16 protein-coding genes and 1 tRNA gene are annotated in these 17,888 nt (G+C 63.1%); 9 read left to right on the top strand and 8 right to left on the bottom strand.

The features are described from left to right. Positions 1 to 2: 2 nt before the first annotated feature. From CSC73_RS00665 to CSC73_RS00645, 5 genes are all read right to left on the bottom strand, one after another. Complete coding sequence (locus CSC73_RS00665) at positions 3 to 818, bottom strand: MipA/OmpV family protein (RefSeq protein WP_163838543.1); 816 nt, start codon at positions 816 to 818, stop codon at positions 3 to 5. Positions 819 to 972: 154 nt separating this feature from the next. Further along, positions 973 to 2,313 (bottom strand): sensor histidine kinase, encoded by a 1,341-nt coding sequence (locus tag CSC73_RS00660; protein WP_163838542.1) that lies wholly within the window; start codon positions 2,311 to 2,313, stop codon positions 973 to 975. Continuing rightward, the gene (locus CSC73_RS00655; RefSeq protein ID WP_211840787.1) at positions 2,306 to 2,986 is read right to left on the bottom strand and encodes a response regulator transcription factor; all 681 of its coding nucleotides are present in this window, start codon (positions 2,984 to 2,986) and stop codon (positions 2,306 to 2,308) included. Before CSC73_RS00655 ends, CSC73_RS00660 begins: the two co-directional genes overlap by 8 nt. Positions 2,987 to 3,092: 106 nt before the next feature. After that, a complete protein-coding gene (locus tag CSC73_RS00650) occupies positions 3,093 to 6,194 on the bottom strand; it encodes an efflux RND transporter permease subunit (RefSeq protein ID WP_163838540.1) in 3,102 nt (1,033 codons plus the stop codon). Next, a complete protein-coding gene (locus CSC73_RS00645; protein WP_211840777.1) occupies positions 6,191 to 7,342 on the bottom strand; it encodes an efflux RND transporter periplasmic adaptor subunit in 1,152 nt (383 codons plus the stop codon). The genes CSC73_RS00650 and CSC73_RS00645 overlap by 4 nt, the downstream gene beginning before the upstream one ends. 972 nt (positions 7,343 to 8,314) lie before the next feature. Between CSC73_RS00645 and CSC73_RS00640 the strand changes: the two genes are divergently transcribed. Next, positions 8,315 to 8,965 (top strand): hypothetical protein, encoded by a 651-nt coding sequence (locus CSC73_RS00640; protein WP_163838538.1) that lies wholly within the window; start codon positions 8,315 to 8,317, stop codon positions 8,963 to 8,965. Between the two features lie 272 nt (positions 8,966 to 9,237). On the opposite strand, the gene CSC73_RS00635 is transcribed toward CSC73_RS00640, so the two are convergent. Continuing rightward, positions 9,238 to 9,311, bottom strand: a tRNA-Gly gene (locus CSC73_RS00635). Positions 9,312 to 9,400: 89 nt separating this feature from the next. Continuing rightward, positions 9,401 to 11,233: an autotransporter domain-containing protein gene (locus CSC73_RS00630; protein WP_163838537.1), complete on the bottom strand. Its 1,833-nt coding sequence runs from the start codon at positions 11,231 to 11,233 to the stop codon at positions 9,401 to 9,403. Positions 11,234 to 11,381: 148 nt separating this feature from the next. Between CSC73_RS00630 and thiS the strand changes: the two genes are divergently transcribed. The 5 genes from thiS (at position 11,382) to CSC73_RS00605 (ending at position 15,731) form a co-directional block, all read left to right on the top strand. Next, a complete protein-coding gene (thiS, locus tag CSC73_RS00625) occupies positions 11,382 to 11,582 on the top strand; it encodes a sulfur carrier protein ThiS (protein WP_093282836.1) in 201 nt (66 codons plus the stop codon). A gap of 203 nt (positions 11,583 to 11,785) precedes the next feature. Beyond that, on the top strand, positions 11,786 to 12,580 hold the full coding sequence (locus tag CSC73_RS00620) for a thiazole synthase (protein WP_163838536.1): 795 nt from the start codon (positions 11,786 to 11,788) through the stop codon (positions 12,578 to 12,580). A 1-nt stretch (position 12,581) separates the two neighbouring features. After that, positions 12,582 to 13,331, top strand: a complete 750-nt coding sequence (gene trmB / locus CSC73_RS00615) for a tRNA (guanosine(46)-N7)-methyltransferase TrmB (protein ID WP_163838535.1) — start codon at positions 12,582 to 12,584, stop codon at positions 13,329 to 13,331. A 129-nt stretch (positions 13,332 to 13,460) separates the two neighbouring features. Further along, positions 13,461 to 15,320, top strand: a complete 1,860-nt coding sequence (locus CSC73_RS00610; protein ID WP_163838534.1) for an SLC13 family permease — start codon at positions 13,461 to 13,463, stop codon at positions 15,318 to 15,320. 6 nt (positions 15,321 to 15,326) lie between these two features. Continuing rightward, a complete protein-coding gene (locus CSC73_RS00605) occupies positions 15,327 to 15,731 on the top strand; it encodes an ACT domain-containing protein (RefSeq protein ID WP_163838533.1) in 405 nt (134 codons plus the stop codon). Between the two features lie 65 nt (positions 15,732 to 15,796). Here the strand turns inward: CSC73_RS00605 and CSC73_RS00600 are convergent, their stop codons facing one another. Beyond that, a complete protein-coding gene (locus CSC73_RS00600; RefSeq protein WP_163838532.1) occupies positions 15,797 to 16,132 on the bottom strand; it encodes a Rieske (2Fe-2S) protein in 336 nt (111 codons plus the stop codon). A gap of 88 nt (positions 16,133 to 16,220) precedes the next feature. On the opposite strand from CSC73_RS00600, the gene CSC73_RS00595 reads away from it, so the two are divergent. From CSC73_RS00595 to mscL, 3 genes are all read left to right on the top strand, one after another. Continuing rightward, positions 16,221 to 16,505 (top strand): hypothetical protein, encoded by a 285-nt coding sequence (locus CSC73_RS00595; RefSeq protein WP_163838531.1) that lies wholly within the window; start codon positions 16,221 to 16,223, stop codon positions 16,503 to 16,505. Between the two features lie 77 nt (positions 16,506 to 16,582). After that, positions 16,583 to 17,293 (top strand): fumarylacetoacetate hydrolase family protein, encoded by a 711-nt coding sequence (locus CSC73_RS00590; protein ID WP_163838530.1) that lies wholly within the window; start codon positions 16,583 to 16,585, stop codon positions 17,291 to 17,293. Positions 17,294 to 17,355: 62 nt separating this feature from the next. Next, positions 17,356 to 17,757 (top strand): large-conductance mechanosensitive channel protein MscL, encoded by a 402-nt coding sequence (gene mscL, locus CSC73_RS00585; protein WP_163838529.1) that lies wholly within the window; start codon positions 17,356 to 17,358, stop codon positions 17,755 to 17,757. Positions 17,758 to 17,888: the final 131 nt, after the last annotated feature.

Below are 17,888 nucleotides of genomic sequence, written 5' to 3'. Positions count from 1 at the left end.
GCTCAGAAACCGCGCGAGAAGCCGACGAAGATGGTGAAAGTGCCGTCCGTATCGCGCTCGATCAGTGGGCTATCGGTGATTTCATCGGGCAGCAGTTCGTATTTGGCGAACCCGAGCATCGACCATTTCTCACCGACAGGACGGAAGTAGGAAACGCCCACTCCGGGGATGACCACCGATCCAGGCTTGTAATCCACCACGCCTCGCGCCACTTCCTCATCGAGGGTGCCGTAGTAATAATTGGCCGCGTCTTTGGAAAGCCACTTCGCGCTCACATTCGGGCTCAGCTGGCCTTTGCCGACTTCAAAACCGTAGCTGTATTGCAGCGAGACCTCCTGGCCACCGCTAGTGTCCGTCGCATCGGCAAGGACTTCGGTTTCCAGCTCGCCGAAGTCGCCCTTCCACTTGGCGTTCAGGCCAAGATCCAGGCCCTTGTCCCGATCTTCCAAGAGGCGGTAGTCGATACCGTTGGCAGCCAACTCGCTACGACCCAGATCTTTCACTTCGAAACCGTCGAGCTTGCCCTTTGCCACCGCCGCCAACTCGAACGAATCGTTCTCGACGAATTGCCACCCGAACGACAGTCCGCGGAAGAAGAAATGATCGCCTTGGAAGCCAATCAGCGGGATTGGAATAATGCGCGTCCCTTCGCCAGCGTATGGACTGTCATTCATCACTGCGGCGATGCCCAGGCTCCAACGGGGCGGTCCTTGGTGCTGGCCTTCCTCCTCCGGAATACCCTCATCCGGATCAGCCACCTGGGCCATGGCGGTAAACGGAAGAGCCGACAACAACGCAGTCAAAAGGAGTTTTCTCATGGGACGCCAGACCTCTTCAGTGGTGGGGATCTCTTCTTCGCGAGCTTTCCCATGCTTGGCACGAGTAGCTGCGACCATCCCCGCAGGATGACGAGGCGATGTCGTCTAAATGTCGCGTACCCCCCACGAAGCGCTGAATGAAGGCTGTCCGGCTTTAAAAATCGATCACGCTCGCGCAGACGTCCAAAGCGGCCCGGGTGCCGCCGCCGGCAGCCTGCTCGATGGTGAGCTTCCAATTAAACCGGTCGCAGATCCGACCGATCAGGAACAGCCCCAAACCTTGTCCGCGGATGGGGGCGGACTGGCGCAAGTTCTCGCGATATCGGCGTGCCGCCTCGACGGGGTTGAATCCGCTCCCCGAATCGGTAACGCAGATCACGCACGCACGCAGCGACAGCTCTACCTCGCCATCCTCCGTACTCTCCACTGCATTGCGAATCAAGTTGCTGACCGCGATACGAACCATGGCCTCGGGCGCTGCGATAAAGGTAGGCTCCATATCGCCAATACGTAGCCGCGCCGGCTTATCGCCTAAAAGGTGCTCATGGTCTGCCAGCAAGCGAGGCAGCAGATCGTGCAGGACCGTGATCTCCATCGGCTCCGGTTTGGAAGAAGCCTCACGCGCCAGATACAGCAGTGCGACCATGGTTTCCGAAAGGTCCTGCACGGCATGCTCGATGCGACCGAGCACAGGCTTGGAGGCCTCGGGCAGGGATATCTGCTTGAGCACGTCCACTGCCCCGGCGATCACCGCGATCGGCGTGCGGAATTCATGGCTCGCCTGGTCCAGCAAGCTTCGTTCGCGCTCGATGAACTGCTCCACCCGCTCCAAATGCGCATTGCTGGCCTGGGCGATCATCTGGATCTCTTCGCGCTGATAGCCCGTGGGCAGACGGGCGCCCGGAGCACCCGGCACTATCGTTTGCATGCGCTGGGCCAGGTCCCTCACCGGCCTCACCAGATTGATATGCAGCCAGAGGATGACCACTCCGATAAAAACGATGAGGAACGCAGCCCACATGCCGCTTTGCAAGGAATCAAGGTTTTGCTGATCCTCAAGCTGGGCGATGTCGATCATCGTTATCAGCTTTCCGGGCGGCAGACTAACGACCAGTGCGTGGAAGCTGCCATGATTATCAAAGGCATCGCTGTCTTTGAAGGTCCAATATCCGCTCTCGGACGAATACAGCCCCGGCTCCAAATCCGCAAGGTAATCCGGGGCCTCCGAGGCACCGCGCCCGTTCTCCACATACCAAGAGCGAACAATCCCGCTCTTGGGAAGCGAGGACACCTCGCCCGCACGCACGCGAGCCGCGCGCTCGGCAGAAGTGGACTTCAACAGATCCACCCAGAATTTGTGTTCGATCAGGTATTGGCTACCGAAACTCTGCACGCTCAGCGCCGCCACCATCACCAGCCCGAACACCACTAAGGCCACGCTGATCCAAGAATGGACGCTGCGCGGCTTTCGAATGATCTTGGAAAGCTTATTCATTTTCGCAAATCCTGTATCCCGAACCAGGCACCGTATGCAGAAGCGGTTTCTCCGATTCGTTTTCGATCGCCCGGCGCAGCACATGCATATGCGAACGCAGCAGGTCGTTGCCCGGGACGATATCGCCCCACGCCGCCCGCTCCAAGCGCGCCCGGCTCACGACATTCGGACTTTCCCGCATCAGGAGTTCGAGCAGGCGGCGCCCAATGCGGGCAATGGGAACGCTTCTTTCTCCGCGGCGCACCTCCACCTTTCGAATATCGAAATACAGATCGCCGACAGCGAGCACATCGTCCGGCGCGGCCGATTGCTTGAGACGGTTGACCAAGGAGCGTAGCCGAACTTCGATCTCCGGCAAGGCCACCGGCTTGACCAGATAATCATCCAAGCCCCCTTCAAAGCCATCCATCTTGTCGGCCAACTGATCCCGGGCCGTCAGCATGATGATCGGCACTTTCTTCTTGGCATCTTTCCTCAGACGGCGCAGCACCGTCAGGCCGTCGAGCCTGGGGAGATTCCAATCCAGCAAGATCGCGTCATAGTCCCTCGTGGAAGCCAGATGCAGCCCCGACAGGCCATCGGGCGCCGCATCCAGGTTATGTCCGCAAGCGGCGAGATAGTCATATAAATTAGCAGCCAGCTGGGCATTGTCTTCGATGATCAGGATGGACAAAGGTTCGTTATTCATGTGCTTGCCTCCGTCATGCTTGGTAGACATGGAAGATGCTGGCCATCACATAGACAAGCATGGTCAGCGTCAACAGGCCGCTCGCAGGGATTCATGCCCATTTCTCCGAGGCGCCCAGCGCAGAAGACCTGTTCCCCTGCCTGAAGCGGGCTCTGATCGAACCAATGGCATCGTCGATATAGCTGTAAGCCACAGGTACCACCAGCAGGCATAGCACGGTCGATGTAATGAGACCGCCCATCACACCGATGGCCATTGGCGAGCGGAAGCTGGCATCGGCTCCCAGGCCAAGCGCGATGGGAAGCATGCCCGCGCCCATGGCGATGGTCGTCATGATGATGGGGCGTGCCCGCTTTCGGCAGGCGTCGATAATGGCTTCCAGTCGATCCATCCCGTGATCCCGGCGGGCGATGACGACGTAGTCCACCAGCAAGATGGCGTTCTTCGTGGTGATGCCCATAAGCATGATCAAGCCGATCATGGAAGGCATCGACAAGGAAGAGCCAGTGACGGACAACGCGAGGAAGGCACCGGGCACCGAGAGCATCAGAGCCACCAGCACAGTCAGTGGCTGGGCGAAGTCCTTGAGCAGAAGCACGAGCACCATGTAGACGCACAGCACGCCGGCAAGCATGGCCAAGGCAAAGCCGGTGGCCAGCTCGCTCATGTTTTCGGCATCGCCCGTCGAAGCGATCTTCACGCCATTCGGAAGGTTTTCGATGCTGGGCAACGCAGCGGCCGCCTTCTCCACTTCGCCCAATGGCTGTCCGTTGAGTTCCACATTGAGATCGATGTTGCGCATGCGGTCGTATCGCGTGAGCTCGGACGGGCCGCTCAGGATCTGCAGGTCGGCCACGCTTTCCAGGGGCACCGGGCCACGCGCGCCCGGAACCGGCAGGCGCCGCAGGGTTTCCAGATCGTCCCGGCCATGGTCGGCCAGCCTCACCACGATCGGGATCTGCCGTTCGCTGAGATTCAACTTGGCCAGCGCCTGGCTGTAATCGCCGGTGGTCGCCACCCGCAGCGTTTCGGCAATGGCGGCCGAGGTCACGCCCAAATCCGCGGCGCGCGCGAAATCGGGACGCACGATGAGTTCCGGCCTCACCAGACTGGCCGAAGAGGTAACCGCGCCAATTCCGGCGATGGTCCTCAGTTCGCGCTCCACGCGCACCGCATGCTGGGCGAGCAATTGGCTGTCCTCCGAGGCCAAGGCAAGCGAGTAGCCATCGCCCATTCCTCCCATGCCCACGCTGACGCGCGCGCCGGGCAAGACCGATAACGCCTTCCGGAGTTGGTCCTCGATCGCCTGCCGGCTCAATCCGTTCCGCTCGCTCCTGGGCACCAGGTTCAGGGTGAGCACCGCCGTTCCAATGCCCCCTGTCGATCCTGAAGACTCGTCCGGTTCCGATGAACTCGAACCGCCGATGGCGGTGTAGACCGATACCACATGAGGATTTCCACGTACGACGCCCCGCGCGGCCTCGGCCAATGCGCGGGTGTCGGCCAGCGTGCCGCCTGGCGGCAGCAAGAGCGTTGCTTGCGTCTGATCGCCATCGTCGGCGGGAATGAATTCGCCCGGCAGGGTAAAGGCGATAGCCACGCCGCCGAGGATGAGCAGACCGGCAGCGGCCACGGTCGGGCCCCTATGCTGCAAGCACCAACGCACGTATCGCAAATAGGTTTCGATCCAACGCGGATTCCCGGGCTTCTTCTTCGGCGCCTTCAACATGTACGCGGCCATCGTGGGCGTCAGCATCCGGGCGACGACCAGGGAGAAGAACACCGCCACCGCCGCGGTCCAGCCGAACTGGACGAAGTATTTGCCCACCATCCCGCCCATGAGCGAGGTGGGCAGGAAAACCGCAATCAGCGTGAAAGTGGTCGCTATCACCGCAAGACCGATCTCGTTGGCCGCCTCGATGGAGGCCTGCATGGGCGGTTTGCCCATGAGCAAATGCCGCTCGATATTCTCGATCTCGACGATCGCATCGTCCACCAGCACGCCGACCACCAGCGACAAGGACAGCAGCGAGACCGTATTGAGGGTGAAACCCATCAAGTACATCGCCGCGAAAGCCGGCATGGCCGAGAGCGGAAGCGCCACGGCCGCAATGAAAGTGGCCCGCCAATCGCGCAGGAAAAAGAACACCACAACGACGGCCAGGACGGCTCCTTCCAACAGAAGGGTCATCGAGCCGCGATAGTTGTCCACGATAGGATCGACCGAATCGACGGCTTCCGTGAACTCGACTTCCGGATGCGCGGCTTTCAGCTCCTCCATCGCCGCCCTGGCAGCCTCCGCCACATCGATCTCACCTGCGCCCCGTGCGCGAACGACATCGAAACCCACCGCGGCTTTGCCATTGAAGAGCGCCATCGATCTGGGCTCGGCAGCCGTATCCGAAACAGCGGCCACCTGATCCAGCCGGATCCTGCGTCCGTCGCCCAAGGAGATGTCCAGCGCGGCGATGTCCTGTGCCGTGGCCACCGTGGCGATCGTGCGAACCGATTGCTCTCCCCCGCCAACTTCGATGCGTCCACCCGCAGCCTCCTGCTGGATCTCGGCAAGTTGCCTTGAGATGTCCGCCGCAGTCGCATTGAGGGCCAGCAGCTGATCCGGATCCAGTTCAACGCGCACCTCCCGGTCCACGCCGCCCACGCGCGAAACCGCGCCTATCCCCGGCACCGCCAGCAAGCGCTTGCGCACTTCGTTGTCGACGAACCAGGAGAGCGCTTCCTCGTCCCGCCTCGCCGAGGCGACCGTATAGGTCATCACCGGCGTATCGGCCAAAGTGGCCTTGGTGACGACCGGGTCTCGCAGGTCCGCAGGCAAGTCCGAGCGCGTGCTGGACACCGCATCGCGCACGTCGTCCATGGCCTCTTGCACGGGCTTGTCCAGTTGGAACTCGGCCGTGATGGTCGCCGTCCCGTCCGTCAGCGTGCTGCTGATGTGCCGGATCTTCGGGATATTGGCCAGCGCATCTTCGATCTTCCGCGCGACATCGCTTTCGATCTGCGGTGACGAAGCCCCCGGCAGCTCGGCCTTCACCGTGATGATCGGAAAATCGATATCCGGAAAATTCTGCACCTTCATGGCGAAGAAGCCGCCGATGCCGGCGACGGTCAGCAGGATGAAAAGCAGGACGACCGCCACCGGATTGCGGATGGACCAGGCGGAGACGTTGAGATTCATGGAACGCCTCCAGCCCGCGCCGCAGCTTTCGCAGACGCGCCGGCCGCCGCGGCGCGCACCACCCTGACCGTGTCGCCTTCGCTCAGGAAGCCGAGACCCGAGGCGATGACCGGATCGGAGGGTTCGAGCCCGCCGGTGATCTCGACCCGATCGCCCATCCTCCGTCCCACCGAGACCTTGGTCATCAGCACCTTGGATCTTGGGTCAAGGCGCATGACATAGCTGAATCCGTCCCGCAACGTCACCGCCTGATGCGGCACCGTCAGGGCGCGTCCCTCGCCCACTTCGAAGAACCCACGCGCGAGCGCTCCCGCACGCGCTTGGCTGTCGGGCGGCAGATCCACATACACCAGCCCGTTATGGGTCCGGGTATCGATCGAGGGGGCAACGATGCGAAGCCGGCCCTGGATAGGCGTCTGGCCGTGAACGCGGACTTCGGCGACCTGCCCCGGTGCCAACTGGTCCATATCCGACATGGCTACGGTGGCGCGCCATTCCAGACGGCCACCCTTGATAAGACGAAAAAGTTCTTGCCCGCCCGGCATCACCGCGCCCACGGTAGCGGTGCGCGCGGTGATGACTCCATCACTGGGAGCGAGCACGCGCGTCTGCGCCAAACGCAGACGGTTTCGCTGTTCGATGGCCTTGGCCGCATCCAACCTGGCTCGTGCCGTTCGGGCCGCAACCAAATACCCATTGATCTGCTGGGCAGACATCGCGCCCGAGCCATCCAGGCCTCTCGCCCGCTGCGCATTGGCTTCCGCTTCCATCGACTGCGCCTGCGCTTGGGCCACCGACGCCTGGGCCTCCGCCAAATCGGCGGCCACCATGTCCGGCTTGAATACGGCCAAGATCTGGCCCCGCCGGACCCTGTCGCCTACATTGACCTTGACCTCGGTGAGCTGCAGGCCTTCCGCCTCGGTTCCCACGCTGGCTTCCTGCCAAGGGGCGATATTGCCGGTCGCAGGGATTCGCCTTGGAAGCGTCGATACCTGCGCACGCGTCATGACTACCGACAATACCGGTGTCGCCGTCACCTCATTCTCCGGTACGTCGCTCCCGCCACCGATAGCAAGAGCCACCAAGAGCGCTACGACAATCAGGATCGCCGCTCCAATCAGAGCGGTTCGGCGTTGTTTCTTGTCCACCTTTTCCCTTGGCCAGGTTGCCGCGCGCCATGCCGCGCCGGCTGCGATTTCGAGTCTTGGTCGATGATCGACCCTGGATGTCGCGGAAATGTCGTGTGCGGCCGATCTGGTCCTGCCTGGGACGACCATGGATCGACTCCGTCCGAGACGAGTTTCTTCTCGCGGCGGTTCCGCCAGACATCTAGCAGCTATCCAATGAACCCGAGCGTCCCGGGGAGCGCGTCTTGCGCAGATCTTCGTGAGACCTGGACCGGCGGATTCGCATGATCGCCGGGCTCCTTCATGGGTCCATCAGAGGGCATCGCCCCTGGTTTGGTCAGGATATCGATGATCTTGCCGACGCTTTCGGAGAAAGGAGGCAACGGTGTTCGCGTTGCGTTTCTCGAAGCGCTCTAAGCCACGATCGACTGGATCCGTGGAAAGTCGAAATGGCTCGTATTTTTCCTGCCGGACCAAACCTCCTTCGCAAGTTGGCGTATGCGAAGTCGCCAGCAATTACCGCCTTACGACGGACTTCTTCCCCGCCAGGCAACGCCCTGCTGAATACATGCCTATCGGCTGATCTGACTGACATAACCTTACAAATCTTGACCGAAGCTGATTGTTGCCTCCCTACGATAGACGCACCTTCCATCGTGTTAACCCGTCCGCATGCCTCAACTGTTGCGCCAAGCAAACGCACCACCGGATGCAAGCTTGGCCCAAGTCACGGCGCTGCTAGTCGAAATTCTTCAACCCTGGGCGTTAGAACACGTTGCCCTCGGCACAACGAGGTTATTTGTGCAGATCGCTGGTCGTGCGCTTCGTCTGGACGTCTCTCATGCTCCTGGTTCGATGGGAGTTCAAGTTATTTCCAGGCGCGTTCATCCCCATTGCCCGACATTTACAAGCAACAGCCTCCTGATAGCTGGTCCCCAATGCACCCTGCCCCGGCCTAACCGCCACCTTGATCGCTTCGATCGAATCCTCTGCATGACCCTCGTGGAAACGGCCCGCCTCAGTCAGCTTGGTTACCCCACCACCTACCTCGGCTTCACAAGCGGTGATGTGCTAAATCCTTGCGCGGACAGGAGGCGTGAGTTCTTCCACTTCTCCCAACGCAGCACCGCGCATGCGACCCAGATCATTGTCAGGGCGTGGAAGTCCAACCCCCGATGGCCTCGCTTGACGCTTGTGCAACGTCCCGACTTCGCCAGCGCGCCCATAAAGGCAGCAAACATCAATCACCGTCTTGCTTGGTTAGAGGATGCCGCGACCGCGGAACTACAGAACCTTCACCTCTTCCATCTATGTCCGAGCAACACCCGAGGATTTGATCCCCGGGTCATGGAAGCCATGAGTGTGGGAGCCATTGCTTTGACCAATCAAGCCGATCTCGTGAATGAGTGGGACGCTCAGGATTGTGCGATTCTGATGTCTTCGCCTCATCAGGAGCCGAATAACCAGCCGGGTATCGATGAGATAGACGAATGCGACATGGAGCATGCGGTGGAAAAGGCCATGGATTTATCAGATCCAGAGATAACGCGCATGTCCGAAGACGCGCGGGCCTCATTCCGGTTACACGATGAAGCCTTCCGAATGCGGCTTCGCCAGGTGATGCTCGAAATCAGTGCCCTCTAGCCATCGCGGCAGAAGCTTCGGAATCGGGCACCGGTGCATTTCCTATTAATTCGACAATCCAGCTTATCGTCTGCTTCCTGTAGTAATAAGCCGCATGTTCTCAGCGCTCGCCAAAAACAAAGAAATTCATTCGGGAGGTAATAGCGCGAAACTTCGCTGCGCCTACTCAGCACGTCTGGCCGATAACCGCCAGGACCGCGGCGGCCAGTCGGACGGATCCGCTTCGGAATAGCCCTTCAATATTCAGCCACTTACGGGCTAAAACGGCATCTTGGAGCGGGTGAAGGGAATCGAACCCTCGTCAGTAGCTTGGGAAGCTACAGCTCTACCATTGAGCTACACCCGCGAGGCCGCGAGTTTATGCTCCGGCGCCTCGCCCATGCAAACGGGCGCCCTATCCGGGCGCCCGTGGGATCGACAACCACCGGATGGAACTCAGAAGCTACCGCTGAGGGTCGCGAAAGCGCCCGCGTTGGTGCCGCCCTTCTGTCCCACCGTAGTAGTCAGGCCGATATCGGCGGCCAGGCCGAACACCGTGCTGCGCGCACCGAAGGTCAGTGTGGCGTAATCGCGATCCATGCTGAGGCCCGGCACCGCATAAGGCGCCAGACCCGGCATGGATTGCAGCGAAGCGAAGGCTTCTTCGTCGGGCGATTCGAATTCGCGGTCGTAGGTCAGGCGCGCGTACGGGCGCACGTTCTCGTTGATGGCGTAGCTGACCTGCCAGCCCGCGCTGCCGATCAGCGAATCGAAATCCTGGTCCGGGTAAGCCAATGCGGTGGAGCTGGCGTCGCTTTCGGCATAGCCATCGCGTTCGATGCGCTGCGCCAGCACGCTCAGCACAGGACCGTGGCGGAAAGCGTCCTGGCCGAATTCGTAACCGGCGTGCACGCCCAGGCTGAGGTTGGTGCCGTCGGGCGAACCGCTGTGCGTGCGCGTGGCCGGGCCCAGTTGCACGGTGCGGTCCACGTCGTAGGAGATCCAGGTATAGCTGAGCTGCGCATTGACCCAGGCCTGGTCGCCATACCAGCCGACGAAGCCGCCCAAAGTGGCGTCGGACTCGTCGAAGCTGCCAGCGCGGCTGCCGAAGTCGAAGTCGCTGCGGCCGTAACCGCCGAACGCGCCGTACACCATGGAACCGCGCGTCCAGTCCACGCCGAACAGGCCGGCCGGGCCGATACCGTCGTACAGATGGCCGTGGTCGTAACGCAACGAATCGCCGCGCAGATCGCCCCACCAGCTTACGCCGTCGGCTTCGGGCTTGCCGTTGACGTGCAGGCCGACGCGGTCGGCGCGGGCGCGGCCGATCACCGAAGCGGTGTAAGGCAGCAGCGCGATCTGGCGCGGACCCTCGAGTACGGACACTGCATAGTCGGCGAGGATTTCGTGCGCCCGCAAAGAAGGATGCACGCCATCGGCGAATGCATAGGTATAGGGCGCATCGGCACTGGCGTAGTTGGCCGGACCGCAGGTCAGCGAAGAGGCGGTGATCTGCGGATTGCACGCGGTGCCGGTGACGTTGGAAATGCCGTAGGGAGCCGGGTTGGCGACGATTTCCTGCAGCAGGTGGAAGGTGTCGAGTGGAATGATGCGCAGTCCCGCCGCCGACAGGCCACCGAACAAGGCTGTGTTGTAGGTCGTGGACAGCTGCGTGCCGGCTGCCTGTTGCGCAGCGCCGCCCGCACGGAACTGCGGAGTCACGCCCAGGTCCGGAATGGTGGGCACCAGGATGTAGCGGGCGCCGGCGGTCTGCAGCGATCCCACCACGCCCACCTGCGCGGTCACCGCGGCAGTGATGGTGGCCTGCGCCGGTGCGCCGCCCGCGACGGCGAACAGATCGTTGGCCCCGCCCCACACGGTGTAGAGGGCATTGGGGTCTGCGCGGCCGCCGGTGCTCGCCAGGTAATTGGCGGTCTGGGTGGCCAGCGAAGGAATGGGCCCGAGCGCGCCGCTGGTATTGGTGCCGGTACGGGCGCCGCCGACGGCGTAGTTGGTGCCGCCCTGGTTGTCGCTGACCGCACTGGTCCCGTAGAAGTCGGCCACGTACTCGGACCAGACCAGACCCGGATTGGTGGTGAAGCGCCCGATCAGCGCTCCGTTGGGTCCCACCGCCTGGATCAGCGCCGGGCGGAAATGGCCCGAATCGGTGAGGCTGTCGCCGATGAACACCGTCTGCGAATAAGGATGGTTCTGGGCGAGCGCCGGCAAGGCGGCGACGGCCAATGCCACGGCAAGGACGGAACGGACGGGACGGGCGAAGGGCTGCATCTAGTTTCTCCAGGAGGCCAAATTCATCCGTGATCCCAGTGGACACGGCGGAACGTACGGGGGCGTACAGGCGCGCATGGTTTCATTTCGCCCGCCGGCGCTCACGCTGCGTTGCGTCATAGACCGGCCGATACGGCAAAATGCGCTCATGGAAATCCAATTGAACGGCCAGCACAGGACCATCGAGGCAGGCAGCAGCCTGTCGGATCTGCTGCGCTCCGAAGGCCTGGCCGAACGCCGGGTAGCCGTGGAAGTGAACGGCGAAATCGTGCCCCGCGGACTGCACCCCTCGCAGCGTCTGCAGGCAGGCGACCGGATCGAGATCGTGCATGCGCTGGGAGGCGGATAGGGCGGCCAGAGCGTGGGAGCGGCGTCCCGCCGCGAGCTTCTGGCCTTTGGCAGAGTAGTCGAGCAAAGGCAGAAGCTCGCGGCGGGACGCCGCTCCCACGGATTCAACCGGAGTAGTCTCGTCGCAGGGGGTGCACGCAGCCGACGGCGCGCATCTGACGACAATCTCGCCCGGCACCCGCCAACATCGGCGATAATCTTTCGATGAATTCTCCCAGCCTTCACGACCCGCTCGTCATCGCGGGCAAGACCTACCGTTCGCGCCTGCTCACCGGCACCGGCAAGTTCAAGGATTTCGACGAAACCCGCCGCGCTACCGAAGCCGCGGGCGCCGAGATCGTCACCGTAGCGATCCGCCGCACCAACCTGGGCCAGTCGCCCAACGAGCCCAACCTGCTCGACGTGCTGCCGCCGGAACGCTACACCCTGCTGCCCAACACCGCTGGTTGCTACACCGCCGAAGATGCGGTGCGCACCTGCCGGCTGGCGCGCGAACTGCTCGACGGCCATACCCTGGTCAAACTGGAAGTGCTGGGCGACCAGCGCACCCTGTTTCCGGACGTGATCGGCACGCTGAAGGCGGCCGAGCAACTGGTGGCCGATGGTTTCCAGGTGATGGTCTACACCAGCGACGATCCGATCCTGGCCAAGCGCCTGGAGGAAATCGGCTGCGTGGCGGTGATGCCGCTGGCCGCGCCGATCGGCTCGGGCCTGGGTATCCAGAACAAGTACAACCTGCTGGAAATCATCGAGAACGCCAAGGTGCCGGTGCTGGTCGATGCCGGCGTGGGCACCGCGTCCGACGCGGCCATCGCGATGGAGCTGGGCTGCGACGGCGTGCTGATGAACACCGCCATCGCCGGCGCCAGGGATCCAATCCTGATGGCCGGCGCGATGAAAAAGGCGATCGAAGCCGGACGCGAAGCCTTCCTGGCCGGGCGCATCCCGCGCAAACGCTACGCCAGCGCTTCTTCGCCGGTCGACGGATTGATCGGCTGAGATGACCGGCACCGCGCCCAATCCCCCCAAACCCTATACGGTCACCACCGGACATCGCGCCGTACGCAGTTTCGTGCTGCGCCAGGGCCGCTTCACGCCGGCGCAGCAACGCGCGTTCGATGAACTGTGGCCGCGGTTCGGGTTGGACTACACGGGCGTTGCGCGCGATTTCGACCGGATCTTCGGCCGCCAGGCTCCACGCGTACTGGAGATCGGATTCGGCAATGGCGATGCGCTGCGCTTCGCCGCCGCCCGGGATCCGGAGCGGGACTACATCGGCATCGAAGTGCACGCGCCCGGCGTCGGCCGCCTGCTCAATGCGCTGGACACGGACGCGGCGACCCACGTGCGTCTGTACCACCACGATGCGGTGGAAGTGCTGCGCAACGAAGTCGCGGAAGCTTCGCTGGACGAAGTGCGCATCTATTTCCCCGATCCCTGGCACAAGAAGCGCCACAACAAGCGCCGCCTGATCCAGCCCGAATTCGCTGCCCTGCTGGTTTCGCGCTTGCGCGTGGGCGGCCGCTTGCATGCCGCCACCGACTGGCGGGACTATGCCGAACAGATGTGGGACGTGCTGGATGCCACCGAAGGACTGCAGAACCGCGCCGGCACGCGCGGGCACGTACCGCGCCCGGACTGGCGCCCGCAGACCCATTTCGAGACCCGGGGCCAGAAGCTCGGTCATGGGGTGTGGGATCTTGTGTACGACAAGACCAGGGAATCGGAAATGGGGAATAGGGAATCGTAAAAGCATGGCCACCTCGTTCTTCCTCCCGCGACTAGTCACCCGCTCGTTCAACCCCAGTAGCGGATTGCTTGCGGCGCCGGGGATACGCGTTGTCGATTCCCGATTCTCCATTCCCGATTCCCGCCCCTGATGGACACCGCCCTGACGCTGACCAACGACATGAAGCTCGTGCTCGGGCTGGTCGGCTTCACCATGGCGATGTTCCTGTTCGAACGCATCCGCGCCGATGTGGTCGCCCTGATCGTGCTGGTCATCCTGGGCCTGACCGGGCTGGTGGCGCCTGAAGAACTGTTCGGCGGTTTCTCCGGCAACGCGGTGATGAGCATCATCGCCACCACCATCCTGGGTGCGGGGCTGGACCGCACCGGCGCGCTCAACCGGCTCGCTTCATGGCTGTTGCGGCGCGGCCACGGCATCGAGCAGCGGTTGCTGCTGATGACCACCGGCATCGCCGGCCTCAACTCTTCCTTCATGCAGAACCCTTCGGTGATGGCGCTGTACCTGCCGGTCGCCTCGCGCCTGGCCTCGCGCAGCGGACTGTCGCTGCAGCGCCTGCTGCAGCCCATCGCCGCGGCCATCGTCATGGGCGGCGCGCTGACCATGGTCGGCAACTCGCCGCTGATCCTGCTCAACGACCTTCTGGTATCGGCCAACAACAATCTGCCTTCGGGCATGGCCACCCTGGAGCCGCTGCGCATGTTCGCGCCGCTGCCGGTCGGCGTGGCCCTGATCGCCGCTTCCCTGCTGTATTTCCGTTTCTACGGCGACAAAAAGCTGCGCGAAGAAACCGAAACCAACGTGGCGCCGGCGCGCACGGAAAGCTATTTCGCCAGCACCTACGGCATCGAGGGCGACGTGTTCGAAATGACCGTCACCGCCGAAAGCCCGCTGGTGGGCATGTCCCTGGGCGAAGCCGAAGCGATGCACGACGCACCGCTGATGCTGGCTTTGCAGACCGGCAGCGACACCCGCCTGTCGCCGCCGGCCGACATGCGGATCTGGGTGGGCAGCGTGCTGGGCGCGATGGGCGCGCGCCAGGCGGTGCACGATTTCGCGCAGAACCATTTCCTGCGCCTGTCCTCGCGGCTGCGCCACTTCGGCGATCTTTTCAATCCCAGCCGCGCCGGCATTTCCGAGGCGGTCATCCCGCCCACTTCCCGCTACATCGGCAAGACCGCCGCCGAGCTGCGTCTGCGCAAGCAGTCGGGCATCAGCCTGCTGGCCATCAACCGCGACAAGAAGGTCATGCGCGAGGATGTGCGCAAGGTCGCCCTGCGCGCCGGCGACCTGCTGGTCTTCCACAGCATCTGGCAGGACCTGGCGGTGGCCGCCGAAAGCCGCGACTTCGTGGTGGTGACCGACTACCCCAAGGGCGAGCAGCGTCCGCACAAGTTCAAGATCGCGATGACCATCTTCGCCATCACCATCCTGATCGCATTGACGTCGAAACTGCCGGTTTCCCTGACCCTGATGACCGGCGTGGCCGGCATGCTGGTCACCGGCGTGCTGCGCATGGACGAGGCCTACGCGTCGATCAACTGGAAGACCGTGTTCCTGATGGCCGGCCTGATTCCGCTGGGTTGGGCCATGGACAGCAGCGGCGCGGCGGCGTGGGTGGCCGGGCATACGGTGGAAAGACTGCCCGAAGGCATTCCGGTCTGGATGCTGGAAATCGCGATCGCGCTATTGACCACGGCGTTCTCGCTGGTGATCAGCCATGTCGGCGCCACCATCGTGATGGTGCCGCTGGCGATCAACCTGGCGCTGGCCGCGGGCGGCAACCCCACCGCGTTCGCGCTGATCGTGGCGCTGTCGGCTTCCAACAATCTGATGACGGCCTCCAACCCGGTGATCTCGATGATCACCGGACCGGCCAACTACACCAGCCGGCAGCTGTGGCGCGTCGGCGGTCCGCTGTCGCTGGTCTACACCTGCGTGGTGGTGTTGACGATCAACCTGATGTTCTGGTGGGGTGCGCGTGGAGGCTGATCGAGCATGCCGTTGAGTTTGAAACCGGTGGACGGATCGTTCGCGGTGTGCAGGCTGGCGGCCGGTTCGGCGCTGCCGGAATGGTTCCATCCAGGGCCGTTCGCCACGGTTTCCTGGACCGACGATGAGCTCTCGATTCTCTGCCACGATTCGCAGGTGCCCGAAACCGTGCAATGCGAGCGCGGCTGGCGCTGCCTGATGCTGCAGGGGCCGTTCGCGTTCGATCAGACCGGCATCCTGCTGCAGGTGTTGCAGCCGCTGGCCGAAGCGAAGATCGGCATCTTCGCGTTGTCGACGTTCGATACCGATTACGTACTGGTCAAGGACCACGCCTTCGAAGCGACGCTGCAGGCATTGGTCGCAAGCGGATTGACGGTGGAGCGGGACAACCCCGACACCAGTAGATCGTAGGTCGGGGCTACGCCCCCGACGCGCATGAGCCCCGACACCACGCGTGTCGGGGGTGTAACCCCGACCTACAAGGGCGGCGCGCTTAACACCACCTCACCGTCGCGCACTTCCACGGCGACGCTACGCAGGGAATCCCCACGGCAGGGGCCGGCGACGCAGTCGCCGCGCTCGAGTTCGAAGGAAGCGCCGTGCGCCGCGCAGACCAGATGTCCTTCCTTGCTTTTCAAGAACTTACCGGGCGCCCAATCCAGCCGCCGTCCCGCATGCGGGCAGACGTTGAGCCACGCGCGCGCGTTTGCACCAATACGATGCACGATCAGCGATTCGGCATCGCCGCCGACCAATGCTTCGACTTCGGCGAATCCGCCGTCCTCGATTGACTCCAATGCGATCAGGGACATGGGTTTAACGAAGTTCTCACACTGTCATGTTTCGGTCATCCGATACTGCGCCACCGGCTTGCGCCGCATTCTGTCACGACTACCGCCGATGTTCGCCAAGAGTTTCCGTTTCGACAGCTCCCGCCTGCGTTCCGCTTTCGCTCCGCGCAAGCCACGCCATCCCTTGCTGCGCCTGGCGTTCGGCATCGTCGGGCTGGGCCTGCTTTGCCTGTTGATCTTCTTCAGCGTGTTCGTGGGCGCGGCGATGATCGTGGCGGGCGTGGCCTGGAAGCTGCTGAGCCAGCGCGGCAAGCCCGTCGCCGTGCGCGACGCCAACGTGGTCGATGGCGAATTCCGCGTGGTCCGCAAACCGGTGCTGCCGCTGTCGCATTGAGGTACCGCGATCGGCGCGCTCCGCGCCCAACGCGCTCCGCTTAAACTGTCGCGTCCGAAAACCTTGGCGCGAACTTCATGACCGACCTCATCCCCACGCCCGCGCAGGCGCGCGTTCCCGTCCGCGGCGGCGGCACCTTTCCCGTGCGCCGCATCTACTGCGTGGGGCGGAATTTCGCCGATCACGCCCGTGAAATGGGCGCGGTGGCGCCGGCTTCCAAAGCCGAGCGTGGCCAGCCGGTATTTTTCCTCAAGCCTGCCGACGCCGTGGTGACCGGCGGCGCCGACGTGCCCTATCCGTCCGGCACCCAGGATCTGCATCACGAAGTGGAACTGGTGGTGGCGCTGGGCAAGGATGCGCCCGCGGGCGTACTGGCCGCCGAAGACGCCGATGCGCTGATCTTCGCCTACGGCGTGGGCCTGGATCTGACTCGCCGCGATCTGCAAGGCGCGGCCAAGGCCAAAGGCCTGCCCTGGGATATCGGCAAGGGCTTCGATCATTCGGCGCCGATCAGCGAACTGGTGCCGGCCGGCGAAGTCGCCGCTTTGGAAACCCGCGGCCTGAACCTGCAGGTCAATGGCCAAACGCGCCAGCACGGCGCCTTGGCCGACCTGATCTGGGACGTGCCAGACATCCTGCACGAGCTGTCGAAATTGTTCGCGCTGAAGGCAGGCGACCTGGTGTTCATGGGTACGCCGGCTGGCGTCGGCCCGATGGTGGCGGGCGACGCCTTCGTGGCCACGCTCGAGGGCGTCGCCGAACTGCGCGGACGCATCATCGCCGCGTGAAGGCGGCCGCGTTATAGTCGCCCGCACGGGCGTGTTGGCGCCTATATCCACAAGGAGAACCCATGGGCATGATCAGCGAATTCAAGGAATTCATTTCGCGTGGGAACGTCGTTGACCTTGCGACGGCCGTCGTGATCGGTGCGGCGTTCGGCAAGATCGTCACCGCGATGGTCGATGGCATCGTAATGCCTGTAATCGGCTTCCTGACCGGCGGCGTCAGCGTCAGCGACTGGAAATACGTACTCAGCCCGGCTACCGTGGACGCGGCGGGCAAAGAGGTGGCCGAAGTCGCGATCCGATACGGCGCCTTCATCCAGACCATGATCGATTTCCTGCTGATCGCGCTGGTGATCTTCCTGATCCTGAAGGCTTACAACCGCGTCCGCAAACCGGTGGAAGCGCCCGCTGCGACTCCCGAAGACGTGCTGTTGCTGCGCGAGATCCGCGATTCGCTGAAGAAGTAGCGATTTTCCTTCTCCCACCGGGAGAAGGATTACGACTAAGCCGCGGGCTGCTAAGCTCGCGGCTTCCTTGGTTTTCCGGACCACGATATGCGCTTGGTGCCTCTGCTGCTTGCCCTTTCCATTTCGACAAG

The sequence above is a fragment of the Pseudoxanthomonas sacheonensis genome, from assembly GCF_010093305.1.
Lineage (GTDB): Bacteria > Pseudomonadota > Gammaproteobacteria > Xanthomonadales > Xanthomonadaceae > Pseudoxanthomonas_A > Pseudoxanthomonas_A sacheonensis.
Note: the sequence above shows the minus strand (reverse complement) of the source record. Positions and strands in the feature narration are given on the sequence as shown.